Here is a 23,570-nt window from a genome sequence, read left to right on the forward strand (position 1 = left end):
GCCGGCAACCGGTTTGCGCGGTTACCCGATCGCCCGGGTAGCGCCGGAGACGCGGATCGAACTTCCCGGTTCATCGTCAAATTCCGCGGTTATGGATGATCGCGTGCCCATGTCCTCGCCCTGGATAATGGTGATCCGATTCCGGTGCGGCCAGTTGAGATCACGCAGATAGCCGGCAAAGGCCGCGGCTGCGGCCCCTGTCGCAGGATCCTCAAGAACGCCGCCGGAGGCAAAGGCATTGCGGACATCGAATTGCGTCTCGCTGTGGGCGTAAACCAGCATGATGGTGACAAGACCGTATTCGCGCATCAGGGCGCGGCCCATGTCAATATCGTAGGTCATCGCGGCAAGATCGCCACGATTGCTAAGCGCCAACAGCAAGTGGTCGGCACCGGCATGGATTTCGGCCGGCGGTAGCGCCGGGTCGAGTTGCCTGGCGGTATAGCCGAAGAGGGCAAGGGCCTGTTCGACGAGCTCCGCGCGGGCAGCGGCACTGCGCGTGAGCGGGGACTGGAGTGACGCCGTAAGGGTTCCGGCGGACTGGCCGGCCTCGACTGAAATCTCCGCGGCGTTGAGCCGCAATGCGAAACGGCCTTCGCCGACCTGTCCGGCAAGGGCAGCGCCCAGGGCGATGGTCGCATGACCACAGAAAGGTACTTCCGATTCCGGTGAGAAATAGCGAACCCGCCAGCGGTATGGACCTCCGTCCGGCATTGCGAAGGCGGTCTCGGAATAGCCGACCTCGGCTGCAATCCGGCGCATCTCAGCCTCGTCCGGAAACTGGTCGGTGATCACGATCCCGGCGGGATTTCCGCCTTCACCGGCATCGGAAAAGGCGGCAATGCGTTCAACTCTCATAGGGCTTCCCTCTCACTTCGAATGTGGTTTGCAGGATAGAGATTCTTGAGGATGCCGGCATCGATTTATATTAGGCTCTTGGCTGCATTTGTATCATAATCAAAGGTCTAATCCAGAAAGAGACTTAGAAATGAATATCGATGAGACAGATCGCCTGATTGTCAGGCTGTTGAGCGAAAATGCCCGCATGCCGGTGAGTGAGCTGGCCAGGAAGGTTGGCCTGTCGGGACCATCGACCAGCGAGCGGATCCGGCGGCTCGAGAACAACGGGATCATCTCCCATTTCACCGTGGAACTCGATCTTGCAGCCTTGGGCTACCCGCTGCAGGCCATTGTCCGGATCAAGCCGCGGCCGGGCAACATGCACATTGTCGAGGACATGATCCTCAATGAACCCGGGTTTCTCGATTGCGACAAGGTGACAGGCGATGACTGTTTCGTCACCCGGCTGGCGTTGCGTTCGATTTCCGATCTCGATCCGATCCTGCTGCCCTTCCATGAAAGGGCCGAAACCAACACCGCGATCATCAAGTCGTCGCCCTTCCGGGGGAGGATTCCGGTTTGACCGGTGCATGAAAAACCCGGCCCGGCGTGATGCCGGACCGGGTTCAATTTCGCAGGAATCAGTGCCGTATCAGCCGGCGTAGGCGGCCAGGATCGCGTCGCCCATTTCCACCGTCGAGACCTTCTGGCAGCCATCGGACATGATGTCGCCGGTGCGCAGGCCCTTGTCGAGCACGGTCGCAATCGCAGCCTCGAGACGATCAGCTTCGGTGACCATGTTGAAGGAATAGCGCAGGCACATGGCAAAGGAGGCGATCATGGCGATCGGGTTGGCGATGCCCTGGCCGGCGATGTCGGGGGCGGAACCGTGCACCGGCTCGTAGAGCGCCTTGCGCTTGCCGGTCTTGGCGTCGGGTGCGCCGAGCGAGGCCGACGGCAGCATGCCGAGCGAACCGGTCAGCATCGCGGCGATGTCGGAGAGCATGTCGCCGAACAGGTTGTCGGTGACGATGACGTCGAACTGCTTGGGCCAGCGCACCAGCTGCATGCCGCCGGCGTCGGCCAGCATGTGGCTCAGCTTGACGTCGGAGAAGCGGGCCTTGTGGGTGGCGGTCACGACTTCGTTCCACAACACGCCGGACTTCATCACGTTGCGTTTTTCCATCGAGCATACTTCGTTGCGGCGGGTGCGCGCGAGTTCGAAGGCGACAGCGGAGATGCGCTCGATCTCGTAGGTGTCGTAGACCTGCGTGTCGATGCCGCGCTTCTGGCCGTTGCCGAGGTCGATGATTTCCTTGGGTTCGCCGAAATAGACGCCGCCGGTGAGTTCGCGCACGATCAGGATGTCGAGTCCCTCGATCACGTCCTTCTTCAGCGAGGAAGAGTTGGCGAGTGCGGGATAGCAGATTGCAGGGCGCAGGTTGGCGAAGAGTTCCATGTCCTTGCGCAGGCGCAGCAGGCCGGCTTCCGGGCGGACTTCATAGGGGACGGCATCCCACTTCGGGCCGCCGACGGCGCCGAACAGCACCGCGTCCGCGGCCATGGCCTTGTCCATGTCCGCGTCCGAGATCGCCTGGCCATGCGCATCATAGGCCGAGCCGCCGACAAGGCCTTCGTCGGTCGAGAAGCCCGCGGCTTCCTTTTCATTCATGTGGGCGATGATCTTGCGGACCTCGGCCATGGCCTCCGGGCCGATGCCGTCACCTGGGAGAAGAAAGAGAGAGCGTGTTGCCATTTTGAAGTCCCCGGACCAAAATCGAAAAGATGAAGCGTCCTTAAACACCCTGCGGAGGGTTTTCAACTGTCTGGCTTGCCAACTTGTGTTTTGACTGTGCTGCGCCGGACCATAGAGCTTGGCCTGCTTTTGCTCGTGCCCGCCTTGCCGGTCGCGGCGGAGCCGATGTTCGGGCTTCCGCTTGCCTGTCCGGAAGGATCGATCTGCCCGATCCAGCAATTCGTCGATCTCGATCCGGGGCCGGGTGCGCGCGATCCCTGGTGCGGAACCAAGACCTATGATGGCCACAAGGGAACGGATTTCAGGGTCCTGTCGATGCAGGATGTGGCGCGCGGGGTGGAGGTTGTCGCCATGGCGGATGGCGTTGTCAAAGCCTCACGCGACGGAATGGCTGACCGGCTTGTGTCGACCGATGAGGACCGCAAGGCGGTCGATTCCCGGGAGTGCGGCAATGGCCTGATCCTTGATCATGGCGGCGGGTTCGAGACCCAGTATTGCCACATGCGGAAGGGTTCGCTGCGGCTGGCGCCGGGGACGAAGGTGCGCAAGGGCGATGTGCTCGGGCTGGTCGGGGCCTCCGGGATGGCGCAGTTTCCGCACGTGCATGTGACATTGCGCCGCGACGGCAAGGTGATGGATCCGTTCACCGGATTGAGCGCAGGCGAGGACTGTGCCGCAAGCGATGCCGGCGCAGTTGCGGGTTCCGGCGCGCGCGGCTGGCTGGACGTGAGCGCAATGGCGGCTCTGACCGCACCTGACATGCCGACGGTGCTGTCAGCCGGCTTTGCGGATGGGCCGGTCAGCGACAGGCAGCTGGTGCAGTCGGGTCTTCCGGCGCTGCCGGGCGCGCATTCACAGGCTCTGGTCGGCTATGTCTGGGCCATCAACCTGGCGAAGGCAGACCGCTTCAGCCTGCGGATCGAAAGGGACGGGCGGCTGTTCAGCGAACAGACCAGCGAGCCGCTGGACCGGTCAAAGGCGGTCTATGTCGCCTATTCGGGCAAGAAGGGGGCCCCGAGGGCCGGGCACTACAGGCTGGAAGCCGCAATCGTCAGACAGGGCCGGACGATCGTGGTGGAGAGCAAGGAGTTCACCCTCAACTAGATATAGATATATCCCGTCTAGACCTTCCTCACCGCAATCACCGCATTGGTGCCGCCGAAGGCAAACGCATTGGAGATGGCAATGTCGACCTTCCGTTCGCGCGCCACGTTCGGCGTGACGTCGAGATCGCAAAGCGGGTCGGGGGTGGTGTAGTTGATGGTCGGCGGTATCACGCCCTCGCGCACCGCATTGACGCAGGCAATCAACTCGATGGCGCTCGATGCGCCAAGACAATGGCCATGCATCGACTTGGTCGAGGAGACCGCGACCTTGTCCGCGGCGGGGCCGAAGACTTCGCGGATGACGCGGGTTTCGGTCTGGTCGTTGGTCTGGGTGGCCGTGCCGTGGGCGTTGATGTAATCGACCTGATCGGCGGATATGCCGGCGTCGGCAAGGCAATTGCGCATGGCTGCGGCAGGCCCCTCGACCGTCGGGTTGACGATGTCGGAGGCATCTCCGGACATGCCCACGCCGATGATCTCGGCCAGAATGTTGGCGCCGCGCGCCCTGGCATGCTCATAGGATTCGAGAACCGCGATGGCGGCGCCGTCGCCCAGCACCAGCCCGTCGCGATCGGCGGAAAACGGCCGGCAGACCGAGCGGGCAAGCACGCGCAGCGATTCCCAGGCCTTGAGCGGCCCGTAGACAAGCGCCAGTTCCGCGCCGCCGGCGAGCATCACGTCAGCGCGGCCGAGCCTGATCTGGTCCACGGCGGAAATGAAGGCATGGTTTCCCGAGGCGCAGGCCGAGGTCACGCCAAACACCGGACCTTGCAGGCCCATGGCGATGGAGACGTGGCCGGATGGGCCGCTTGGCATCACCCGTGGAACCGTGAAGATGTGGGTGCGCTTCTTCTTCTCGACAAAGATGTCGACATAGCTCTGGTCGACCGCATCGGTGCCGAAGATGCCGACACCAACCACCGCGCCGGAGCGCTCGGGGTTGAACTCACCCGGCTCCAGCCCGGCCTGCTGCATGGCCTGGCGCGCGGCAATCACCGAAATCCGGCTTATTCCGCTCATGGTCAGGCTTTGACGCTTGTCGATACTTTCGTTTTCCGGGTAGCCGATGATGCCGCAGCCGACATTGACCTTGAGGTCGCGGGCTTCGATCTCGAGCGGACGGCAACCGTCCTGGCCTTCTTTCATGCCATCCCAGATCGCGCCGGAATTGCCACCCAAAGCGCAAATGCCGCCCATTCCGGTGATGACGACACGCCGATGGTCCATGATCAGTTCTTGTCCGCGACGAGTTTCTTGACCATGTCGACGATGTCGCCGACGGTTTTGAGCGATTCCCAGGCTTCGGCAGTGTTCAGATCAATCTCGATATCGTGCTGATCCTCGATATCCATCACGATTTCGGTCAGGACGAGCGAATCAATTTCGAGTTCCGCCAGTTCGGTGTCGCGTGTGATCTCGCCAGCTTCGATTTCACCCGAGGACGCGATAAGTGCGATGATCGATGCTTCGATATCCTTGGACATGAATACTCCCCTCTACCAGCGCCGAAACGCAAAATTCACCATAAAATCCGGCAGCTTGATTGCCAGCGAACCGGATCTAAAGCCAGGGATGATTGTCCGCAGCCCTGGTTTCATATGTATCGATGGCGCTGGCTTTCTCGAGAGTCAATCCTATGTCGTCCAGTCCATTGAGCAGGCAATGCTTCTTGAAGGCGTCGATATCAAACCTGATCACGCCGCCATCCGGCCCACGGATTTCCTGTTCCTCGAGGTCAATCGACACCGTTGCGTTGGCGCCGCGGCGCGCGTCGTCCATCAGCTTGTCGAGGTCTTCCTGGCTGACAACGATCGGCAGAATGCCGTTCTTGAAGCAGTTGTTGTAGAAAATGTCGGCGAAGCTGGTGGAAATCACGCAGCGAATGCCAAAGTCCAGCAATGCCCACGGCGCGTGCTCGCGCGAGGAGCCGCAGCCGAAATTATCGCCCGCGACCAGGATGGATGCATTGCGCCAGGCCGGTTGATTGAGCACGAACTCCGGGTTTTCCGACCCATCCTCATTGTATCGCGCTTCGGCGAACAGGCCCTTTCCAAGACCGGTACGCTTGATCGTCTTGAGATAATCCTTGGGGATGATCATGTCGGTGTCGATGTTGACAACCGGGAGGGGTGCGGCAACGCCGGTGAGGCGGGAGAATTTTTCCATGACTTGCTGGTCCTGTCTGTCTGTGCCGGAGCATTTAACAAACATGGAGCCGAAAAAGAAGGGGTTGGCTACGACTTCGCCGCAAGAAGGCCAATCCGTGTGACCAAAGTCTGGAATTACATATCGATAATGGTGCCGCGTCCGTCGTTCCATACCCGGTATTCGGTCCTGGACTTGTCACGGCTTGCAGTTGTGCGGGCTGTGGCCATGGCAGGGCGAAACCGCCCGGTCAGGCGGGCCACGGCGATTGCGCCGGCCGCAACAGTGCCAAGAACAAGCGCCAGCGCCAAGCCCGCGAAAGCGGCAAACACCAGACCCAAGCCGGTCACGACTGCGAGAATGTTTCTCATGACGAAGTTTCCTTGTTTCATGCATTGCATGTGGGGATGGCGGTTGCGGCGTTCAATAGCTGCCCGCCTGAGCCATCTGACGGCCAAACCGGCGAGGTCCGCGATCCAATTTATCTGTTGCGGCCGGAGAGCAGCCCCTTGCATGGCCGCTTTGCCAAAGGCAATAAAAGTGGCATGAACCAGTCATCCTCTTCCAGGCCGGTCCGGCCTCGCCGCTCCGTGCTCTATCTGCCGGCAAACAATTCCCGCGCGCTCGACAAGCTGTCAGGCCTTGCCTGTGACAGCGCCGTGATCGATCTTGAGGATTCGGTCGCGCCCGGCGCCAAGACCGAGGCACGCGAGAACCTGCGGCGCTTCTTCGCCGATGGCCGGGCGCGGGCCTTGCCCGCCGGCATGGAAACAGTCATCCGCATCAATTCCCTGTCTTCGCCATGGGGTGGCGAGGATCTGCTGGCAGCACGCGGCTGCAAGCCGGATGCGATCCTGATCCCCAAGGTTGAAGCGCCCGAGGACATCGCGGCGGTGGAGGATGCGCTCGAGCAGACCGATGCACCGGCGGGCTTGCGGCTCTGGGCGATGATCGAAACGCCGCGCGGGGTGATGAACGCCGGCCTGATCGCGCGCATGGCGCGGACCGACGGCGCCAGACTTGATTGTTTCATCACCGGAACGAACGACCTGATGAAGGAAACCGGCGTTGCCGCCCTGCCGGGCCGGCCGTGGCTGGCGCCCTGGCTGATGCAGATCGTGCTTGCGGCGCGGACCTACGGGATTGATGTGCTCGATGGCGTGTTCAATGATTTCCGGGACGAGGCGGGACTGATGCGTGAATGCAGCGACGGCCAGGCGATGGGGTTTGACGGCAAGACGCTGATCCATCCTTCACAGATCGGGCCGGCGAACAGCGCGTTTGGAATTTCACCTGAGCGGCTCGCGGAAGCAAAGGCAATTGCCGAGGCGTTTGCCATGCCGGACAATCAGGGCCGCGGCGTCATCAGTCTTGACGGAAAGATGGTCGAGCGGCTGCATCTGGAAATGGCCGAACGGCTGATTGAAAAGGCGGCGCGGATTTCGGCGCGGCACGGCGGAGACCTGACCACATGAAACTCTATCGCTTTCTTACCGGACCTGACGACAGCGCGTTTTGCCACAAGGTCAGCCTGGCGCTCTCGAAGGGCTGGCAGTTGCATGGCTCGCCTTCCCTTTCGTTCAACGCGGCGACCGGGCTGATGCATTGCGGCCAGGCGGTGACCAAGGATGTCGAGGGCAAGGACTACGATCCCGGCATGAAGCTCGGGGAGCAGTGATCTTGACCGAATTCCTGACTTCGACGGACACCGCGGAACTGGTCTCGCTGCGGCGCGAGCTTCACCGCAGGCCGGAACTTTCAAGCCAGGAGCGGGAGACTGCCGCCCGGATCGTGGCCGAGCTGGAACGCTGTGGTGCCGACGAAATCCTGACCGGTCTCGGCACCCACGGGGTGGCGGCCATCTATGACAGCGGCGCCGAGGGGCCGACGGTGCTGTTCCGTTGCGAACTCGATGGCTTGCCGATCACCGAGATCTCCAGCTTCGGGTGGCGGTCTGAAATCGATGGCAAGGGGCACCTGTGCGGGCACGACGGGCACATGGCAATCCTGTGCGGCCTGGCCCGGCACCTGGCGGCAAACCGGCCGATTCGCGGCCGGGTGGTGCTGTTATTCCAGCCCGCCGAGGAAACGGGTGCCGGGGCCGCGGACGTGATCGCGGACCCGCGGTTCGCGCGCATTCGCCCGGACTTCGCCTTTGCCCTTCACAATCTTCCGGGCCTGCCGCTCGGCGCGGTGGGCGTCCGGTCCGGCCCGTTCACTTTCGCATCCGAGGGGCTGGCGATCCGGTTGACCGGCCGGACCTCGCATGCGGCGCAGCCGGAGGCCGGGGTCAGCCCGGCGGCGGTGATGGTCAGGCTGGTCGAGGCGCTGCCGGCGCTTCCCGCGACCTTGGGCCACACTCCAGGTCACTCGCTGGTCACGCTTTCGCACGCGCGGCTCGGCGAGGCGGCTTTCGGGATCTCTCCGGGAGAGGCCGATGTCTGGGCCACCATCCGCGCCATCGACGACGGCTTGCAGGCAGAATTGATGGGCAAGGCCGAAGCGCTTGCGCGGGAACTGGCCGCGGCCGGCGGCCTGGGTGTGGATTTCGACCGGCACGAGAATTTCGCGGCGGGTCACAATGACGAAGAAGCGGTGGCGTTTATCGACAAGGCGGCCGTAGCCCTGGGGGTCAGCCGCGTCGAGGTCGGCGATCCCTTCCGCTGGTCGGAGGATTTCGGCCGATTCGGCAGCGTGGCCAAGACCGGACTTTTCGTGCTTGGCTCGGGCGAAGACCATCCGCGGCTGCACAATCCCGATTTCGATTTCCCCGATGAGTTGATTCCGACGGGCGTCGGCCTGTTCGCCGTGATCGTGCGGGATCTTTGCGGCTGAAGCTGACCGAACCCGGCCCCGTCAGAGAGCCGGGTTCAGGAAACGCCGGCCTCGATGCGTTCCATGTCCTCGTCCGACAGGCCGAAATGATGGCCGATCTCGTGGATCAGGACATGGGTGATGATGTCGCCCAGGGTTTCGTCGTTTTCCGCCCAGTAGTCGAGGATCGGCCGGCGGTAGAGAATGACCCGGTTGGCGAGTTCGCCGTTTTCGATGGTGAAACGTTCGGTCAGGCCACGGCCCTCGAAAAGACCCAGGAGATCGAAGGGGGTTTCAAGGCCCATGTCTTCGAAAATGTCGTCTTCGGGAAAATCGGCGACAATGATTGCCACGTCGCCGGTATGGACGCGGAAGCTTTCCGGCAGATTGGCATAGGCGTCTATCGCCAGGGATTCGACTTCGGCGAGAGAAGGCGCGTGCCGGTCCCGCCAATCCCCTGTCTGATCAATCCGCGCCATGAAGTTTCCCTTTGCCTGCGTCGACCGGTCAGGCCGTGAGTTTGCATATAAGAGAAACCGGCCGGCATTTCGAGAGCAGGATGTTACGGGGCAGCGATTAGAGCCAAAGGTGATCGGCTCTACCGTCGCGGAATGTAGCGATCCGACAGACCCCTGATGATCTCGATCAGGACCGCCGTGAAAACCCCGAACGCCAGGAGGCCGTTGACCGAGACGAAGCCGGACAGAATTCGCCAGCCGGGTTCCACCACGACGTCGCCATAACCAACCGTGGTGAAGGAGACCATCGAAAAATAGACCGCTTCCTCGAATGTCGGAAAGACCTCGAGACTGTAGAAAAGGGTTGCCCAGAGCCAGACGCAGACGGTGTTGGCCATCAACACCAGAACGATGGCGCTGGAGGCCAGTCTGAAGAACTGCCAGATTCCCGGGCGGCGGTCGGTATAATTGGCTTCGGCCTTGCGCACCAGGCGTATGGCGACCAGCACAAAGGCAATCATCACGGCCGTGGAAGCCAGAATGGTCAGGGAGCCGATGATAAGTTCGGAAATCATGGAGTGCTTGCTCGGTGTTGGAAGGCATTGAACGCGGACAGGCGGGGCGGGCGGCTTGATCACGGGGCCACGAGCTTCGGGCGAAGACAGCCCCAATGCTGCCCCCCCTGATTGCTCTATAGCAACATTATCCGGATATTCAGCGCCTGCCGCCTTGATGCCGGTCAAATCGGAACGGTCGCTCCGATTTCCGGACAAGTGCGGTGATTTCCCTGTTTGCACCGGACAATCCGATCGGCCATGACTTGGATGATGCAGGTGTGGAACCGGCCGCAGTGGCGTATGCCGGACCGACGCTGGAAAGCCAGTTTCATCATGTCTGAAATGTGGAGAAACTGGAGCGGGCGAGGCGATTCGAACGCCCGACCCCAACCTTGGCAAGGTTGTGCTCTACCCCTGAGCTACGCCCGCTCATCACCATGTCCGTGGGTAATTCGGACCGGCTGTCCAGACGCTTCCGGCCCGGACCGGCGCTATATGGCGCAACCTGCTTTCAATTGCAACAGGGAATTTTCAGTCAATCGCACTATATCGCAAACCGTCCCCGCCCCTGGCGCTTCCGATGCGGATCCTGCCCGGCAAAACCGGAGTGGGTTCCGCTCCAGAAAGGCCAGGCATTGCGCTGATATGCCGGTTTGCATATCAAGGGGCAAATCAGGCTGAAGCGAAGCGGGTCGACAAAGGCCGGCGGACGGTCGCAGCCGACATCACTTCCCGTTCAAGCAAGAGTGTGATCCATGCCCAAGACCCGACAAGACCTGTTCGATTGCCTCGATGCGCTTGGAATCGCGCATCCGACCGTTGATCATGCCCCGGTGTTCACGGTGGCCGAATCGCAGTCTCTTCGCGACGAAATACCCGGAGGACACACGAAGAACCTGTTCCTCAAGGACAAGAAGGGTGCCTGTTTCCTCGTCACGCTCGAGGAAAACGCCGAAGTCGATCTCAAGACGATCCATACGCTGATCGGCGCCAGCGGCCGGGTGTCGTTCGGCAAGCCCGAGGCGCTGATGGAAAAGCTCGGGGTGACGCCGGGCTCGGTGACGATCTTTTCGGCGATCAACGATCCGGCGCACGAGGTGACAATCGTCATTGACGCACCGCTCATGGACCACGACATTATCAATGCCCACCCGTTGAGCAACGATGCGACCACTTCGATCGGACGCGACGATCTGATGCGGTTCCTGAGCCATACCGGCCATGAACCCAGGATCTTGAAAGTTTCGGCCTGAACAACGACCTTAATCACACGTATTCTTGAGAAGCACGGGAATTGACCCATGAGCGACTATGAAAATCCATACGCACCGTCACCGGGCGGCCAGATGAGCGGCACGGTGACCTTCGGCGACAAGCCGATGACCGCCGCCAATGCCGGACCGGGTGCTGCAGCGGGCGATCTGATCTCCGACACGACGACCGCGGGCTTTACCGCCGACGTGCTCCAGGCGTCGCGGGATGTCACGGTGCTGGTGGATTTCTGGGCGCCGTGGTGCGGACCCTGCAAGCAGCTCACCCCGGTGATCGAGAAGGTGGTGCGGGAGGCGAATGGCCGGGTCAAGCTGGTCAAGCTCAACATCGATGACCACCCGGCGATCCCGGGACAGATGGGAATCCAGTCGATCCCCGCCGTGGTCGCCTTTTCCGGCGGCAAGCCGGTGGACGGGTTCATGGGCGCGCTGCCGGAAAGCCAGATCCGCGAGTTCATCGACAAGGTTGCCGGCCCTCCGGCCAAGTCCTCGACTGAAGAACAGATCGAGCAGATCCTGGCGCAGTCGCGCGAGGCCTTCACCGCGGGCGATGTGGAAACCGCAGCACGCGGCTTTGGCGCCATCCTGCAGATGGACCAGGCGCATGTCGGCGCCATCGCCGGAATGGCCGGTTGCATGCTGGCGGCAGGCGAATTCGATCGCGCGGAAAAACTGCTGAACGCCATTCCCGTGGAAGAGCGCAAGGATCAGGAAGTCGCCTCCGTGTTCAAGCGGCTGGAAATGGCGCGGGAAGTCGCCGAGCTCGGTGATCCGGTGGAACTGGAAGCCCGGCTGGCCTCCAATCCGGCCGATCACGAGGCGCGGCTGAAGTTTGCAAAGATCCTCAATGCGCAGGGCTACCGGGAGGCGGCTGCCGACGAGCTGTTCACGATCATGCGCAAGGACCGGAAATGGGAGGACGAGGCTGCGCGCAAGACGCTGCTCGAATTCTTCGAAGCCTGGGGGCCGGTGGATCCAGCAACGCTTTCGGCGCGGCGACAGCTTTCCTCGCTGCTGTTTTCCTGAACGCCTGTTTTGTTGCCGGACCCTTGAGAATTTGCTGGTTTGCCCCACATTGCCGTGTGTGATGAACATTGAGGCTTAATGGCATGCAGGTCGGGAACAAATCCTATCGGGTCGAAGCGGACATTCCGGAACAGGTTCCGGTGTTTCCGCTGTCCGGCGCGCTGTTGCTGCCGGGTGCGCAGTTGCCGCTCAACATCTTCGAGCCGCGATATCTGTCGATGTTTGACGACGCCCTGAGTTCGAACAGACTGATCGGCGTGATCCAGCCTGCGCTGGCGGAGGCCCAGTCCCGCAAAGGGCCGGTGGAAGACCTCTGCCGGGTCGGCTGCCTGGGGCGCATCACCTCGTTCGCGGAAACCGGGGACGGGCGCTATGTCATCACGCTGGGCGGCGTCTGCCGGTTCAGGGTGGGCGGCGAGGTGGACCGGGGCCGCAAGCCCTACCGTGTTTGCCGCATTTCTCCCTTTCTGGGCGATCTTGAAACCGCTGATGAGGGGGCGGAAGTCGACAGGAAGGCGTTGCTCGAAAGCTTCAAGGCCTATCTGGAAGCCAACGATCTGGAAGCCGACTGGAATTCCGTCGAGCGGGCGAGCACACAGACGCTGGTCAATTCGCTGTCGATGATGTCGCCCTATGGGCCTGCGGAGAAGCAGGCGCTGCTCGAGGCCGACAATCTCAGGGTGCGGGCGGAAACGCTGATCGCGATTACCGAGATTGCCCTGGCGCGGGATTCGGACGATTATGGACGCGTTCTGCAATAGACGCGGTCCGTTAAAATGACCAACCAGAGCCAGCCGGCCAAGATTTCCCGATCGAGGGGCGCCGTCGACATCAAGATGCTGGAGCTTCTGGTGTGCCCGCTGACCTATGGGCCGCTGGAATTCGACGCGGAGAAGGAAGAGCTGATCTCGGCCCGCGCCCGCCTTGCCTATCCGGTGCGCGACGGGATTCCGATCATGCTGGTCTCCGAAGCAAGGCAACTTCCCGAAGAGGAATGAACCCCAGGGGCTGATCGGCGGCCGGTCCATGCTTGACGGGTAACCTCTGGCAGCGTCATTATAAGTCAGTCGACCAAATCTGAAAGGCGGGGCTGTGGCGAAAAAAGGCGATCAGCGACGCGAAGCGATCGTGGCCGCCGCAGCGCGGCTGTTCTGGGTCAACGGGTTTTCCGCAACCAGCATTGCCGACATTGCCCGCGACGCCCAGGTGCCGCAGGGCAACATGTTCTACTATTTTCGCTCCAAGGCTGACCTGGCGCTGGCGGTGGCCGATGTTTTCGTCAGCGAAACCCAATCGCTGGTCCTTGAGGCGGAGGTTGCATCGCCGGATCCGCGCGAGCGCATCCGGTTCCTGCTGCAGCGGCTTGCCCAATCCAACCGCAGCCGGGTCGACAATGGCTGTCCGATCGCTGCTGCGGTCAGGGAGTTTCGCCGCTCGGCTCCGGATGCATCGGCCCGGGCCGGCCAAAGCTTCGAACTGCTCGTCAGTTTCATCGCACGGGAGCTGCAGAAGACCGGCCCCCGGCCGTCCATCGCCATGGCCCGCGCCCGCGCGGTTGTCATCGAATGGCAAGGCGGCATCGCGCTGGCGCATGCCTTCAACGACATGACCGTGCTGATGGAAAGCCTGCGCCGCGCCGAGCACAGCCTGCAGATCGCGTCATAATCAGGGATGTGAAGATCGCCGAAGGGTTCGCGCGGTCAGATTGTTTCGCCGCGCAGCAACCGCGGGCCCGAGGCGTCGGGGATGCCTGCAGCCTGGTTGATGAAATAGCGTTTCATCGCCGGCATCCGGTCGACCAGGCTCAGGCCGAAATCCCGGATCAGCCGCAGCGGCGTGATGTCGTTTGAGAACATCCGGGTCAGGATGTCGCTGGTCACACCCATGCGCACCGTGTCGAAGCGGCGCCAGGTCTGGTAGCGCTCGAGCACCGTCAGCGAACCGATATCGAGGCCGAGGCGATTGGCCTCGACGACTGTTTCGGCAAGGGCCGCGACATCGCGGAAGCCGAGATTGAGGCCCTGGCCGGCAACGGGATGAATGCCGTGCGCCGCGTCGCCGGCGAGCGCCAGCCGCGGCCGGACAAATTCCCGCGCCAGCGTCAGACCGAGCGGAAAGGCCCGGCGTCCGCCTTCGACCGTCAGGGCGCCCAGATGGTGGCCGAAACGGCGCTCAAGCTCGGCCTCGAAGACGAAATCGTCTTCGGCGACAAGCCTCTCGGCATCCTCGGTGCGTTCTGTCCAGACCAGAGAGGAGCGGTTTCCGGTCAGCGGCAGGATGGCGAAGGGGCCCGAGGGCAGGAAATGTTCTTCGGCGCGGCCATTGTGCGGCCTTTCATGGGCGACGGTGGTGACGATACCCGATTGGCCGTATTCCCAGCGCTGGGTCTTGATGCCGGCCATCTCGCGCAGGCTGGATTTGACGCCGTCGGCGGCGATCACGAGCCTGGCGGTGAATGCCCGGCCATCCGCGGTTTCGACCCGGGCGTCGCGCTCGGTGATCTCAAGCGCCGAAGCGGCGGCCGACTGGTGGATCGGGATGCCGATTTCGGCTGCCTTGTCGCGAAGTGCTGCAACCATGGCGACATTCGGCGCCATGTGGGCAAAGGGCTCGCCGTCCTCGATCGAGCCGCCAAAGGTCAGGAACACCGGGCGAACCGGATCGGAGGTGCGCGAATCGGTGACGACCATGTCGTTGATAGCTTGCGCCTCGGGCTCGATTGCCCCCCACACGCCGAGCGTCGTCAGCAGGCGCTTGGCGCCGGCCGCGATGGCCGAGGCGCGCTGGTCCTTGCACCAGACTTCCGCCGGGGCGGCGTCGATCACGGCGATATCGAGCGATGGGCCGGCGAGCTTGAGCGCCACGGCCGCGGAAAGGCCGACATATCCGCCGCCGCACACCAGGATATCGAGGGTCTGGGTCGTCATAGCATCTTCCTTCTCTGCAACCGGTCCGGCCTGTACTCCGCGACCGCGGCACCGCAGCTTCCGCACCACATGGAGCAGTTGCGGTCTTTGCAGCGGCGTCATGACACCGTATACCGCATTGTCATCCCTCAGCCCACCTCTGCGAGAAAACCAAAATGTCGCGCACAGCTCCCACCGCCATGGAACAATTGCTCACCAGCCTCGATATCGAGCGGCTCGAGCAGGACCTGTTTCGCGGAACCAGCCCGCAGGTCGGCTGGCAGCGTGTTTTCGGCGGCCAGGTGATCGGCCAGGCGCTGGTCGCAGCGCAGCGGACGATCGCGGCGGACCGGCCGGTGCATTCGCTGCATGCCTATTTCATGCGGCCGGGCGATCCCGCAGCGCCGATCATCTACGAGGTTGACCGGATTCGCGACGGGCTGAGCTTTGCGACCCGCTCGGTGGTGGCGATCCAGCATGGCAAGGCGATCTTCTCGCTGTCTGCGTCCTTCCAGAAGGTCGAGGAGGGGCTCGAGTACCAGGACCCGATTCCGGATGTGGCCCAGCCGCAGGACCTGCCAGGCAAGGAGGAGATGCGGGAAGCGTTCCTGGCCGGCGCGCCCGATCACATCCGCAATTACTGGGAGCGCGAGCGGCCGATCGAAGTCCGGCCGCTGTCGCTGGAGCATTACATTTCCGACCAGAAACTCGAGCCGCAGCAGAAGGTCTGGGTCAGGACCACTGGCCCGGTGCCCGACGATCACATTATCCAGGCGGCGATTCTCGCCTATCTGTCGGACATGACGTTGCTCGACACGGCGCTGTTCGCGCATGGCCGGTCGGTGTTCGACCGCGATCTGCAGGTCGCCAGCCTCGACCATGCGATGTGGTTTCACCGGCCCTCGAAACTGGATGACTGGCTGCTCTACAGCATGGATTCGCCCAACACCAACGGCGCCCGCGGCTTCACCCGCGGCAGTCTTTACCAGCGTGACGGAAGGCTGATTGCTTCGGTCGCGCAGGAAGGATTGATTCGAGATCGAGCAAAAGCCTAAATATTAGGCACATATTACTATATGCTTAACATTTGATCACTCGTCGTGCGATGTGCCACGCGACTGAATCAAATTTATCAAATTTAAATCACAATTTCAATGGGTTGGCCGGTTTATTCAAAACTGGCACGGCATTTGATTCCCTTGGGTCAGGCGGGTGAACCAACGCGTGTTGGGGGACCTGTCATGAGAGGCGGCAAGGCCGCGGACAACAAGGATGGGAAACCAGATGAAAATTGTGATGGCCATCATCAAGCCGTTCAAGCTGGACGAGGTGCGTGAAGCGCTGACGGCTGTCGGCATCCAGGGCCTGACCGTGAGCGAAGTGAAGGGCTACGGCAGGCAGAAGGGGCACACGGAGATCTATCGCGGGACCGAATACGCGGTGAGCTTTCTGCCGAAGCTGAAGATCGAGATCGCTGTTGCATCGGATGCGGTCGACAAGGCGGTGGAAGCCATCGCGTCGTCGGCCAAGACCGGCCAGATCGGCGACGGCAAGATCTTCGTTTACTCGATTGACCAGGCCATGCGTATCCGCACCGGCGAAACCGACGCCGACGCGTTGTAAGGCAACAGGAGATACTTCCATGACACTTCAGATGTCACACACATCCCCGCTTCGGGTCGGGCTCATGGCAGCGGCCGCACTCGCAGCCTTCGCCGTACCGGCTCTCGCCCAGGACGCCGCAGCGGCGCCCGAATTCGCCTCGGCCGCCGAAACGGCCTTCATCTTCAACACGCTCCTGTTCCTCATCGGCGGCTTCCTCGTCATGTGGATGGCGGCCGGCTTCGCCATGCTCGAAGCAGGCCTGGTGCGGTCCAAGAACGTCTCGATGCAGTGCCTCAAGAACATCGCGCTCTACTCGATTGCCGGCCTGATGTTCTGGGTCATCGGCTATTCGCTGATGTACACCAACGTCAATGGCGGCTATTTCGGCACGCCGATGCCCTACAGCTGGCCTGACGCCGGCACCGCCAACGAAGGCGACTACTCGGTTGCCTCCGACTGGTTCTTCCAGATGGTGTTCTGCGCCACCACCGCATCGATCGTTTCTGGCACCCTGGCAGAGCGCATCAAGCTGTGGCCGTTCCTGATCTTCACCGCCATCCTGACCGGCGTGCTCTATCCGATCACCGGTTCCTGGCAGTGGGGCGCCGGCTGGCTCTCGGAAGCAGGCTTCTCCGACTTCGCCGGTTCGACGCTGGTTCACTCGGTCGGCGGCTGGGCCGCTCTCGCAGGCGCCATTCTGCTTGGTGCACGCAAGGGCAAATACGGCGCGGACGGCAGGGTTACCCCGATGCCGGGCTCGAACATGGCGCTGGCCACGCTCGGCACCTTCATCCTGTGGCTCGGCTGGTTCGGCTTCAACGGCGCATCGCAGCTGGCGATGGGTTCGAACGGCGACGCGTCCGACATCAGCCGGATCTTTGCCAACACCAATCTCGCGGCCTGCGGCGGCGTGATCGCGGCGATGATCCTCACCCAGATCATGTACAAGAAGGTCGACGTTACCATGGCGCTTAACGGCGCTCTCGCCGGCCTGGTCTCGATCACCGCCGAACCGCTGATGCCTTCGCCGCTGACGGCGATCGTCATCGGCGCCATTGGCGGCGTGATCGTGGTGTTTGCCGTGCCGATGCTCGACAAGTTCAAGATCGACGACGTGGTCGGCGCCATCCCGGTTCACCTTCTGGCCGGTATCTGGGGCACCTTCATCGTGCCGTTCTCCAACCCGGACATGTCCTACGGCACGCAGATCCTCGGCATCGTCTCGATCGGCGTGTTCACCTTCGTCGTCTCCGGCGTGATCTGGTTCATCCTCAAGTCGACCGTTGGCATCCGTGCCTCGGAAGAGCAGGAAATGATGGGCATGGACATGGCGGAAGTCGGTGTCGAAGCCTATCCGGAATTCACCAAGGGCTGATTGCCCCTTAAACGAATCCCGTCGGGGTGGATGTCCATCCCTGCCTCGGGGCCCGGTTTTCCGGGCCCCTTTTTCGTTCCGGGAGATCCCCGCCAAGGCCGCGGAAGCGATGGCGCGATAATCATCAGTGATGAAATGTGCGCCACTTTAAACGGCCATACTGCACAAAAAACCGACAGACTGCCGCCCGGTAAAGCCGGATGCATGCCGATTCGGCGGATTCGAGCGGGCAATGCCGTCTGGCACGGCATTTGATTGGGAAAGCTCAAGCGGTCGATCACGGGCAAGCGCGATGGACCGCCAAAAGCGGCAAGGCCGCGGACAACAAGGATGGGAAACCAGATGAAAATTGTGATGGCCATCATCAAGCCGTTCAAGCTGGACGAGGTGCGTGAAGCGCTGACGGCTGTCGGCATCCAGGGCCTGACCGTGAGCGAAGTGAAGGGCTACGGCAGGCAGAAGGGGCACACGGAGATCTATCGCGGGACCGAATACGCGGTGAGCTTTCTGCCGAAGCTGAAGATCGAGATCGCTGTTGCATCGGATGCGGTCGACAAGGCGGTGGAAGCCATCGCGTCGTCGGCCAAGACCGGCCAGATCGGCGACGGCAAGATCTTCGTTTACTCGATTGACCAGGCCATGCGTATCCGCACCGGCGAAACCGACGCCGACGCGTTGTAAGGCAACAGGAGATACATCCATGACACTTCAGATGTCACACACATCCCCGCTTCGGATCGGGCTCATGGCAGCGGCCGCTCTCGCAGCCTTCGCCGTACCGGCCCTCGCCCAGGACGCCGCCGCTACCACGATGGACAAGGGCGACACCACCTTCATGCTGGTCTCGACCATCCTGGTGCTTCTGATGATCCTGCCGGGCCTGGCGCTGTTTTATGGCGGCCTGGTGCGGACGAAGAACATGCTTTCCGTGCTGCTTCAGTGCACGCTGATCACCGCGATGGTGATGGTGATCTGGGTCTTCTACGGTTATTCGTTTGCTTTCGGCGGGTCCGAAAGCGCCTTCTGGGGCGGAACCGCGAAGCTGTTCCTGGCGGGCGTGACGCCGGCCAGCGAAGCCGCCACTTTCTCCGATGGCGTGATGATCCCGGAATATATCTTCATCGCCTTCCAGATGACGTTTGCCTGCATCACCCCGGCGCTGATCGTCGGCGCCTTTGCCGAGCGCATCCGGTTCTCGGCGGTCATGCTGTTCGTGGCGCTGTGGGTCACCTTCGTCTACTTCCCGGTCGCCCACATGGTGTGGGACGCCAACGGGCTTCTGTTCAAGATGGGCGCGCTCGACTTCGCCGGCGGCACCGTCGTGCACATCAACGCCGGCATCGCCGGCCTGATCGGTGCGATCATGGTCGGCAAGCGCACCGGCTTCGGCCGTGACATGATGGCGCCGCACTCGATGACGCTGACCATGGTCGGCGCGGCACTCTTGTGGTTCGGCTGGTTCGGCTTCAACGCCGGCTCCAATCTCGAGGCCAATGGCGGCGCGGCGCTCGCCATGATCAACACGTTCACGGCGACAGCCGGCGCCATCCTCGCCTGGACGGTGATCGAAACCCTGCATCGCGGCAAGGCGTCGCTTCTGGGTGCTGTCTCCGGCATGATCGCCGGTCTCGTCGCGGTCACTCCGGCGGCCGGTTTCTCCGGCCCGGTCGGCGCCATCGCGCTCGGCGCCATCGCCTCGGGGGTCTGCTACTACTTCGTCGCAGTGGTGAAGAACAAGTTCGGCTATGACGACACGGCCGACGTGTTCGGCATCCATGGCGTCGGCGGCATTGTCGGCGCGCTCGGCACCGCGATCGTCAACATGCCGGGTCTCGGCGGCACCGGCGGGGAAGACTATTCCGTCGGTTCGCAGTTCGTGATCCAGGCGTCGGCGGTCGGCATCACCATCCTGTGGTGCGGCATTCTCTCGTTCGTACTCTACAAGATCGTCGACATGGCGCTTGGCTTGCGCGTCAGCGTTGAAGACGAACGCCAGGGCCTCGACCTGGCCTCGCATGGCGAAGCCGCCTACCACGGCTAACCACGCCTGACAGGGTGAAAATCTGAGACGCGGTCCGGTTTTCCGGGCCGCGTCTTTGTTTGTGCGCTCGATTTTCGCGGCGCAGCGCGCTGCATGGTTAATGCCGCATTAACCCGTGGGTGGTTAGATTTGCCGGAGATGGGTCCGCACGGGCCCAAAACCCGATTCGGACATTGTGTACCCATGCAGTCAGGCTCTTCCTCCCTTCCGTCAGGCGTTCCTTCCCACAGCACCCTGCTGGGTGAGCTGGTGCGGCGACAGATCCGGTTCGTCATCGGGCTTGGAATTCTTGCCGGGCTGATGCTGGCGATCGCGGCGCTCGCCACCTGGAATGTCACGGACCCGAGTTTCTCCAACGCCAATGGCGCGGTTCCGCACAATGCGCTGGGGTTCAGCGGTGCGGCCTTCGCCGATCTGGTGATGCAGTTCTTCGGGCTTGCCGGCGTCATCGCGCTGCTGCCGGCGCTGTTCTGGGCGATCGGCCTGTTGCGCAACCGGCCCGTCGACCGCATGTCCCGGCGCGGTGCAGCCTGGTTTGGCGGCGCATGGCTGACCGCGGCGCTGTTCGGGCTGATGCCCCGGTCCGCGAGCTGGCCGCTGCCCAACGGCCTTGGCGGTGTGCTCGGCGACATGGCGCTGAAGATCCCGTCGGTGTTCACCGGCGGCTTTCCATCGGGCCTTGTTGCGGTGATCCTCGGGCTGCTGATTGCGCCGGTCGCCTGCTGGCTGCTGGTGTTCGGCGCTGGCCTGATCGGCCGCCCGGCATCCGTCGACGTCAGCGACGCGCCGGTCACGGAAGACGATGAGGAGATCGACGAGGCAACGAGCGGCTCGCTGGTTCTCGGCGCGATCACCCATGCCTGGTTCACGATCCGTGGCCGCATCCGGCGGATGACGGGCCTTGCCGGGCTGCGGAAGCTCAAGGTGATGCCGGAATCGCCGCTCGACCTGAACGGCGGCTATGCGCAGGGCGGCGGCGAGCTCTATGAGAGGCCTTCCCGTCCGGCCGGCGAGCGGATCGAACCCGGCTTCGCAGCGGCGGCGCGTGCGCGGCCTGTGCCGGTCGATGATGCACCGCCATTCGACATTGATGACGGTCCGCTTCCGGACGGCATCCTGTCCGATGACATGGGCGATGAGGACGACCCGGCAGCAGATTGGCGTCCGCAGGCCGCACCGGCGCCTGCCCGGGCAACGCCGTCTCCCCGCATTTCGGCTCCCGCCGAACGGCCGAAGCCGGGTGCGCGGCTTCAGCGCGACGCCCAGGGCTCGATGCTCGACGATCAGGGTTTCTCGCTGCCATCGGTACACCTGCTGACCGAGGCGCGAAACGTGGCCAAGGATTCCTCGCTGTCGCCGGAAGCGCTCGAACAGAATGCGCGCATGCTGGAAGGCGTGCTGCAGGACTTCGGCGTCAAGGGCGAGATCATTCATGTCCGGCCCGGTCCGGTCGTCACCCTCTACGAACTGGAACCCGCGCCGGGCATCAAGTCGTCGCGGGTTATCGGGCTTGCCGATGACATCGCCCGCTCGATGAGCGCCATTGCCGTTCGCGTTGCCGTGGTTCCCGGACGCAACGCCATCGGCATCGAACTGCCGAACCAGAAACGGGAAACCGTGTTCCTGCGCGAACTGATCGCCAGCCGCGATTTCGAGACCTCCAAGGCCAAGCTCGGGCTGGCGCTGGGCAAGACCATCGGCGGCGAGCCGGTGATCGCCGACCTTGCCAAGATGCCGCACGTGCTGGTGGCCGGTACCACCGGTTCGGGCAAGTCGGTCGCCATCAACACGATGATCCTGTCGATCCTCTACCGCATGGACCCGTCGAAGTGCCGGCTGATCATGATCGACCCGAAGATGCTTGAACTGTCGGTCTATGACGGCATCCCGCATCTGCTGACCCCGGTGGTGACGGATCCCAAGAAGGCCGTCGTGGCGCTCAAGTGGACCGTTCGCGAGATGGAAGAGCGCTACAAGAAGATGTCGAAGATCGGCGTCCGCAACATCGACGGCTTCAACCAGCGCATCGAACAGGCCCGTAGCGCCGGCGAGCCGATCACCCGTACCGTTCAGACCGGTTTCGACCGCCAGACCGGCGAGGCCGTCTACGAGACCGAGGAATTCGATCTCACGCCGCTGCCCTACATCATCGTGCTGATCGACGAGATGGCCGACCTGATGATGGTTGCCGGCAAGGATATCGAAGGCGCGGTGCAGCGCCTGGCGCAGATGGCGCGTGCCGCCGGCATCCACGTGATCATGGCGACGCAACGTCCGTCGGTCGACGTCATCACCGGCACGATCAAGGCCAACTTCCCGACCCGAATCTCGTTCCAGGTCACCTCCAAGATCGATTCGCGCACCATCCTGGGCGAGCAGGGCGCGGAACAGCTACTGGGCATGGGCGACATGCTCTACATGGCAGGCGGCGGGCGCATCCAGCGCGTTCACGGCCCGTTTGTCTCGGACCGGGAAGTCGAGGACATCGTCTCGTTCCTGAAAACCCAGGGCGTGCCGGAATATCTCGATGCGATCACCGAGGACGACGACGAGGGCGAGGGCGGTGGCGGTCCGGCCGGCACCTCCAACCTCGCCGAATCGGACGATCCCTACGACCAGGCGGTGGCCATCGTGCTGCGCGACGGCAAGGCGTCGACCTCCTATATCCAGCGCCGGCTCGGGATCGGTTACAACCGTGCCGCCTCGCTGATCGAACGCATGGAAAAGGAAGGTGTGATCAGTCCCGCCAACCATGCCGGCAAGCGCGAGATCCTGGTGCCGACGGAAGACGATATCGATCCGCGCTAGGGTCGTGCGAACCAGAAATACCGCGTCACACTGGCGCCGCAGTCTTGGGCGAGACAGAGACTGAAACGAAACGGAGACAGAGATGTCGAAGCAGACCATTTCCACCACGATCGACCGGCACGATCCGGCTCGCCGCGCCCTGCTGGGCGGCGGACTGGGCCTGGGGTTGACGCTGATGGCCGCTGCCGCCGGACTCCTGGCATTCCCGGGCACCGCCCGTTCGGCCCAGACGGCACAGCGGGTGGCGGATCACTTCGCTTCGGTCAAAACCATGACCGGCGAATTCATCCAGTTCGGGCCCAATGGCGAGCAGACCGGCGGCAAGTTCTTTATCGAACGTCCCGGCAAGCTGCGCTTCAACTACGAGGCGCCTTCGGCGGTACGGGTCATTGCCGACGGCAAGAACGTGGTTATCGGCAATCGCAAGCTGAGGACTTGGGACATTTATCCGCTGGGCAAGACGCCGCTGAAGCTCCTGCTTTCGGAACGGATAGATCTGTCGGGCGAGACGGTGCGTTCGGTCAAGGAAGATCCCGATCTGACCACGATCGTTCTCGGCAACAAGACCATTTTCGGTGATTCGACCATTTCCATGATGTTCGACCCGAAGAGCTTTGAACTCAGGCAGTGGACCATCCGCGATGCCCAGGGCAAGGACACGTCGGTGATGATCTTCAACGTCCAGGCAGGTGTCCGGTTCGCCGAGGACGTGTTTGAAGTGCCCTATGCGCAGGTGCAGCCCGACAAACGCCCGAGCGATCGCTGAACCCGCCAGCGGTTCAGTCCTGAATCGCAATTGATTGTGGATGAGCGCCGAATCGCGCCGCCCCGGCTGGATAGGCTTGCCCTTGGCGATCTAATC

Annotated in this window: 26 protein-coding genes and 1 tRNA gene; 17 read left to right on the forward strand and 10 right to left on the reverse strand. The window is 62.7% G+C overall.

What is annotated here, in order from left to right:
* Positions 1-21: 21 nt before the first annotated feature.
* Positions 22-858 carry a PhzF family phenazine biosynthesis protein gene (locus tag O4H62_RS11750; RefSeq protein WP_269387997.1) on the reverse strand — a complete coding sequence of 279 codons (837 nt, stop codon included), beginning with the start codon at positions 856-858 and terminating at the stop codon, positions 22-24.
* Between the two features lie 130 nt (positions 859-988).
* Here O4H62_RS11750 and O4H62_RS11755 point away from each other — a divergent pair, with 130 nt between their 5' ends.
* Entirely contained in the window at positions 989-1,423 is a 435-nt protein-coding gene (locus O4H62_RS11755; protein ID WP_269387999.1) for an Lrp/AsnC family transcriptional regulator, read from the forward strand.
* A 69-nt stretch (positions 1,424-1,492) separates the two neighbouring features.
* On the opposite strand, the gene leuB is transcribed toward O4H62_RS11755, so the two are convergent.
* Positions 1,493-2,596 carry a 3-isopropylmalate dehydrogenase gene (gene leuB, locus O4H62_RS11760; protein WP_269388001.1) on the reverse strand — a complete coding sequence of 368 codons (1,104 nt, stop codon included), beginning with the start codon at positions 2,594-2,596 and terminating at the stop codon, positions 1,493-1,495.
* 165 nt (positions 2,597-2,761) lie between these two features.
* On the opposite strand from leuB, the gene O4H62_RS11765 reads away from it, so the two are divergent.
* Positions 2,762-3,700 carry a M23 family metallopeptidase gene (locus O4H62_RS11765; RefSeq protein ID WP_269388003.1) on the forward strand — a complete coding sequence of 313 codons (939 nt, stop codon included), beginning with the start codon at positions 2,762-2,764 and terminating at the stop codon, positions 3,698-3,700.
* Positions 3,701-3,717: 17 nt separating this feature from the next.
* On the opposite strand, the gene O4H62_RS11770 is transcribed toward O4H62_RS11765, so the two are convergent.
* The 4 genes from O4H62_RS11770 to O4H62_RS11785 all read right to left on the reverse strand — a co-directional run bounded on the left by O4H62_RS11770 (position 3,718) and on the right by O4H62_RS11785 (position 6,218).
* Positions 3,718-4,929, reverse strand: a complete 1,212-nt coding sequence (locus O4H62_RS11770) for a beta-ketoacyl-[acyl-carrier-protein] synthase family protein (RefSeq protein ID WP_269388005.1) — start codon at positions 4,927-4,929, stop codon at positions 3,718-3,720.
* A gap of 2 nt (positions 4,930-4,931) precedes the next feature.
* Positions 4,932-5,186 (reverse strand): acyl carrier protein, encoded by a 255-nt coding sequence (locus O4H62_RS11775; RefSeq protein WP_269388007.1) that lies wholly within the window; start codon positions 5,184-5,186, stop codon positions 4,932-4,934.
* A 76-nt stretch (positions 5,187-5,262) separates the two neighbouring features.
* A complete protein-coding gene (gene leuD, locus O4H62_RS11780) occupies positions 5,263-5,868 on the reverse strand; it encodes a 3-isopropylmalate dehydratase small subunit (protein WP_269388009.1) in 606 nt (201 codons plus the stop codon).
* 116 nt (positions 5,869-5,984) lie between these two features.
* Positions 5,985-6,218, reverse strand: coding sequence for a hypothetical protein (locus tag O4H62_RS11785; RefSeq protein WP_269388011.1), 234 nt, complete (start codon positions 6,216-6,218; stop codon positions 5,985-5,987).
* A gap of 174 nt (positions 6,219-6,392) precedes the next feature.
* Between O4H62_RS11785 and O4H62_RS11790 the strand changes: the two genes are divergently transcribed.
* Genes O4H62_RS11790 through O4H62_RS11800 form a run of 3 tightly spaced genes read left to right on the forward strand, consistent with a single transcriptional unit; the run spans position 6,393 to position 8,682 of the window.
* On the forward strand, positions 6,393-7,322 hold the full coding sequence (locus tag O4H62_RS11790; protein ID WP_269388013.1) for an HpcH/HpaI aldolase/citrate lyase family protein: 930 nt from the start codon (positions 6,393-6,395) through the stop codon (positions 7,320-7,322).
* Positions 7,319-7,525, forward strand: a complete 207-nt coding sequence (locus tag O4H62_RS11795) for a DUF1737 domain-containing protein (protein WP_269388015.1) — start codon at positions 7,319-7,321, stop codon at positions 7,523-7,525. Before O4H62_RS11790 ends, O4H62_RS11795 begins: the two co-directional genes overlap by 4 nt.
* Positions 7,522-8,682: an amidohydrolase gene (locus tag O4H62_RS11800; protein WP_430538423.1), complete on the forward strand. Its 1,161-nt coding sequence runs from the start codon at positions 7,522-7,524 to the stop codon at positions 8,680-8,682. The genes O4H62_RS11795 and O4H62_RS11800 overlap by 4 nt, the downstream gene beginning before the upstream one ends.
* Before the next feature lie 35 nt (positions 8,683-8,717).
* Here O4H62_RS11800 and O4H62_RS11805 read toward each other — a convergent pair whose 3' ends face one another.
* The 3 genes from O4H62_RS11805 to O4H62_RS11815 form a co-directional block, all read right to left on the reverse strand.
* Positions 8,718-9,140, reverse strand: a complete 423-nt coding sequence (locus tag O4H62_RS11805) for a metallopeptidase family protein (protein ID WP_269388019.1) — start codon at positions 9,138-9,140, stop codon at positions 8,718-8,720.
* Between the two features lie 119 nt (positions 9,141-9,259).
* Positions 9,260-9,694: a potassium channel family protein gene (locus tag O4H62_RS11810; RefSeq protein ID WP_269388021.1), complete on the reverse strand. Its 435-nt coding sequence runs from the start codon at positions 9,692-9,694 to the stop codon at positions 9,260-9,262.
* 336 nt (positions 9,695-10,030) lie between these two features.
* A tRNA-Gly gene (locus tag O4H62_RS11815) sits at positions 10,031-10,105 on the reverse strand.
* A gap of 326 nt (positions 10,106-10,431) precedes the next feature.
* On the opposite strand from O4H62_RS11815, the gene O4H62_RS11820 reads away from it, so the two are divergent.
* From O4H62_RS11820 to O4H62_RS11840, 5 genes are all read left to right on the forward strand, one after another.
* The gene (locus O4H62_RS11820) at positions 10,432-10,929 is read left to right on the forward strand and encodes a prolyl-tRNA synthetase associated domain-containing protein (protein ID WP_269388023.1); all 498 of its coding nucleotides are present in this window, start codon (positions 10,432-10,434) and stop codon (positions 10,927-10,929) included.
* 48 nt (positions 10,930-10,977) lie between these two features.
* On the forward strand, positions 10,978-11,973 hold the full coding sequence (trxA, locus tag O4H62_RS11825) for a thioredoxin (RefSeq protein ID WP_269388025.1): 996 nt from the start codon (positions 10,978-10,980) through the stop codon (positions 11,971-11,973).
* Between the two features lie 83 nt (positions 11,974-12,056).
* Positions 12,057-12,734: an LON peptidase substrate-binding domain-containing protein gene (locus tag O4H62_RS11830; RefSeq protein WP_269388027.1), complete on the forward strand. Its 678-nt coding sequence runs from the start codon at positions 12,057-12,059 to the stop codon at positions 12,732-12,734.
* Between the two features lie 15 nt (positions 12,735-12,749).
* A complete protein-coding gene (locus O4H62_RS11835; protein ID WP_269388029.1) occupies positions 12,750-12,971 on the forward strand; it encodes a Trm112 family protein in 222 nt (73 codons plus the stop codon).
* Positions 12,972-13,065: 94 nt separating this feature from the next.
* Positions 13,066-13,638: a TetR/AcrR family transcriptional regulator gene (locus O4H62_RS11840; RefSeq protein ID WP_269388031.1), complete on the forward strand. Its 573-nt coding sequence runs from the start codon at positions 13,066-13,068 to the stop codon at positions 13,636-13,638.
* 35 nt (positions 13,639-13,673) lie between these two features.
* On the opposite strand, the gene O4H62_RS11845 is transcribed toward O4H62_RS11840, so the two are convergent.
* A complete protein-coding gene (locus tag O4H62_RS11845; protein ID WP_269388032.1) occupies positions 13,674-14,900 on the reverse strand; it encodes a ubiquinone biosynthesis hydroxylase in 1,227 nt (408 codons plus the stop codon).
* 155 nt (positions 14,901-15,055) lie between these two features.
* Here O4H62_RS11845 and tesB point away from each other — a divergent pair, with 155 nt between their 5' ends.
* The 7 genes from tesB to O4H62_RS11880 all read left to right on the forward strand — a co-directional run bounded on the left by tesB (position 15,056) and on the right by O4H62_RS11880 (position 23,474).
* Complete coding sequence (tesB, locus tag O4H62_RS11850; protein WP_269388033.1) at positions 15,056-15,934, forward strand: acyl-CoA thioesterase II; 879 nt, start codon at positions 15,056-15,058, stop codon at positions 15,932-15,934.
* Positions 15,935-16,151: 217 nt separating this feature from the next.
* Positions 16,152-16,502 carry a P-II family nitrogen regulator gene (locus O4H62_RS11855; RefSeq protein WP_269388035.1) on the forward strand — a complete coding sequence of 117 codons (351 nt, stop codon included), beginning with the start codon at positions 16,152-16,154 and terminating at the stop codon, positions 16,500-16,502.
* A 31-nt stretch (positions 16,503-16,533) separates the two neighbouring features.
* On the forward strand, positions 16,534-17,859 hold the full coding sequence (locus O4H62_RS11860; protein ID WP_430538432.1) for an ammonium transporter: 1,326 nt from the start codon (positions 16,534-16,536) through the stop codon (positions 17,857-17,859).
* Positions 17,860-18,189: 330 nt separating this feature from the next.
* Positions 18,190-18,540, forward strand: a complete 351-nt coding sequence (locus O4H62_RS11865) for a P-II family nitrogen regulator (RefSeq protein ID WP_269388035.1) — start codon at positions 18,190-18,192, stop codon at positions 18,538-18,540.
* Between the two features lie 19 nt (positions 18,541-18,559).
* Positions 18,560-19,900 (forward strand): ammonium transporter, encoded by a 1,341-nt coding sequence (locus O4H62_RS11870; protein WP_269388037.1) that lies wholly within the window; start codon positions 18,560-18,562, stop codon positions 19,898-19,900.
* Between the two features lie 183 nt (positions 19,901-20,083).
* Entirely contained in the window at positions 20,084-22,708 is a 2,625-nt protein-coding gene (locus O4H62_RS11875) for a DNA translocase FtsK (RefSeq protein ID WP_269388038.1), read from the forward strand.
* Positions 22,709-22,790: 82 nt separating this feature from the next.
* Positions 22,791-23,474, forward strand: coding sequence for an outer membrane lipoprotein carrier protein LolA (locus O4H62_RS11880; protein WP_269388040.1), 684 nt, complete (start codon positions 22,791-22,793; stop codon positions 23,472-23,474).
* The last annotated feature ends 96 nt before the right edge of the window (positions 23,475-23,570 follow it).

It is taken from the genome of Parahoeflea alexandrii (assembly GCF_027214025.1).
GTDB lineage: Bacteria > Pseudomonadota > Alphaproteobacteria > Rhizobiales > Rhizobiaceae > Hoeflea > Hoeflea alexandrii_A.

Excerpts from the sequence above, each read along its gene's own strand:
- tesB (WP_269388033.1), top strand. The coding sequence starts at position 15,056 with ATGTCGCGCACAGCTCCCACCGCCATGGAACAATTGCTCACCAGCCTC.
- O4H62_RS11855 (WP_269388035.1), top strand. The coding sequence starts at position 16,152 with ATGGGAAACCAGATGAAAATTGTGATGGCCATCATCAAGCCGTTCAAG.
- O4H62_RS11770 (WP_269388005.1), bottom strand. The coding sequence starts at position 4,929 with ATGGACCATCGGCGTGTCGTCATCACCGGAATGGGCGGCATTTGCGCT.
- O4H62_RS11810 (WP_269388021.1), bottom strand. The coding sequence starts at position 9,694 with ATGATTTCCGAACTTATCATCGGCTCCCTGACCATTCTGGCTTCCACG.
- O4H62_RS11785 (WP_269388011.1), bottom strand. The coding sequence starts at position 6,218 with ATGAGAAACATTCTCGCAGTCGTGACCGGCTTGGGTCTGGTGTTTGCC.
- O4H62_RS11875 (WP_269388038.1), top strand. The coding sequence starts at position 20,084 with ATGCAGTCAGGCTCTTCCTCCCTTCCGTCAGGCGTTCCTTCCCACAGC.
- O4H62_RS11750 (WP_269387997.1), bottom strand. The coding sequence starts at position 858 with ATGAGAGTTGAACGCATTGCCGCCTTTTCCGATGCCGGTGAAGGCGGA.
- O4H62_RS11830 (WP_269388027.1), top strand. The coding sequence starts at position 12,057 with ATGCAGGTCGGGAACAAATCCTATCGGGTCGAAGCGGACATTCCGGAA.
- O4H62_RS11805 (WP_269388019.1), bottom strand. The coding sequence starts at position 9,140 with ATGGCGCGGATTGATCAGACAGGGGATTGGCGGGACCGGCACGCGCCT.
- O4H62_RS11870 (WP_269388037.1), top strand. The coding sequence starts at position 18,560 with ATGACACTTCAGATGTCACACACATCCCCGCTTCGGATCGGGCTCATG.
- O4H62_RS11790 (WP_269388013.1), top strand. The coding sequence starts at position 6,393 with ATGAACCAGTCATCCTCTTCCAGGCCGGTCCGGCCTCGCCGCTCCGTG.
- O4H62_RS11820 (WP_269388023.1), top strand. The coding sequence starts at position 10,432 with ATGCCCAAGACCCGACAAGACCTGTTCGATTGCCTCGATGCGCTTGGA.
- O4H62_RS11775 (WP_269388007.1), bottom strand. The coding sequence starts at position 5,186 with ATGTCCAAGGATATCGAAGCATCGATCATCGCACTTATCGCGTCCTCG.
- O4H62_RS11865 (WP_269388035.1), top strand. The coding sequence starts at position 18,190 with ATGGGAAACCAGATGAAAATTGTGATGGCCATCATCAAGCCGTTCAAG.
- O4H62_RS11835 (WP_269388029.1), top strand. The coding sequence starts at position 12,750 with ATGACCAACCAGAGCCAGCCGGCCAAGATTTCCCGATCGAGGGGCGCC.
- O4H62_RS11860 (WP_430538432.1), top strand. The coding sequence starts at position 16,534 with ATGTCACACACATCCCCGCTTCGGGTCGGGCTCATGGCAGCGGCCGCA.
- O4H62_RS11795 (WP_269388015.1), top strand. The coding sequence starts at position 7,319 with ATGAAACTCTATCGCTTTCTTACCGGACCTGACGACAGCGCGTTTTGC.
- O4H62_RS11880 (WP_269388040.1), top strand. The coding sequence starts at position 22,791 with ATGTCGAAGCAGACCATTTCCACCACGATCGACCGGCACGATCCGGCT.
- leuD (WP_269388009.1), bottom strand. The coding sequence starts at position 5,868 with ATGGAAAAATTCTCCCGCCTCACCGGCGTTGCCGCACCCCTCCCGGTT.
- leuB (WP_269388001.1), bottom strand. The coding sequence starts at position 2,596 with ATGGCAACACGCTCTCTCTTTCTTCTCCCAGGTGACGGCATCGGCCCG.
- O4H62_RS11755 (WP_269387999.1), top strand. The coding sequence starts at position 989 with ATGAATATCGATGAGACAGATCGCCTGATTGTCAGGCTGTTGAGCGAA.
- O4H62_RS11845 (WP_269388032.1), bottom strand. The coding sequence starts at position 14,900 with ATGACGACCCAGACCCTCGATATCCTGGTGTGCGGCGGCGGATATGTC.
- O4H62_RS11765 (WP_269388003.1), top strand. The coding sequence starts at position 2,762 with ATGTTCGGGCTTCCGCTTGCCTGTCCGGAAGGATCGATCTGCCCGATC.
- trxA (WP_269388025.1), top strand. The coding sequence starts at position 10,978 with ATGAGCGACTATGAAAATCCATACGCACCGTCACCGGGCGGCCAGATG.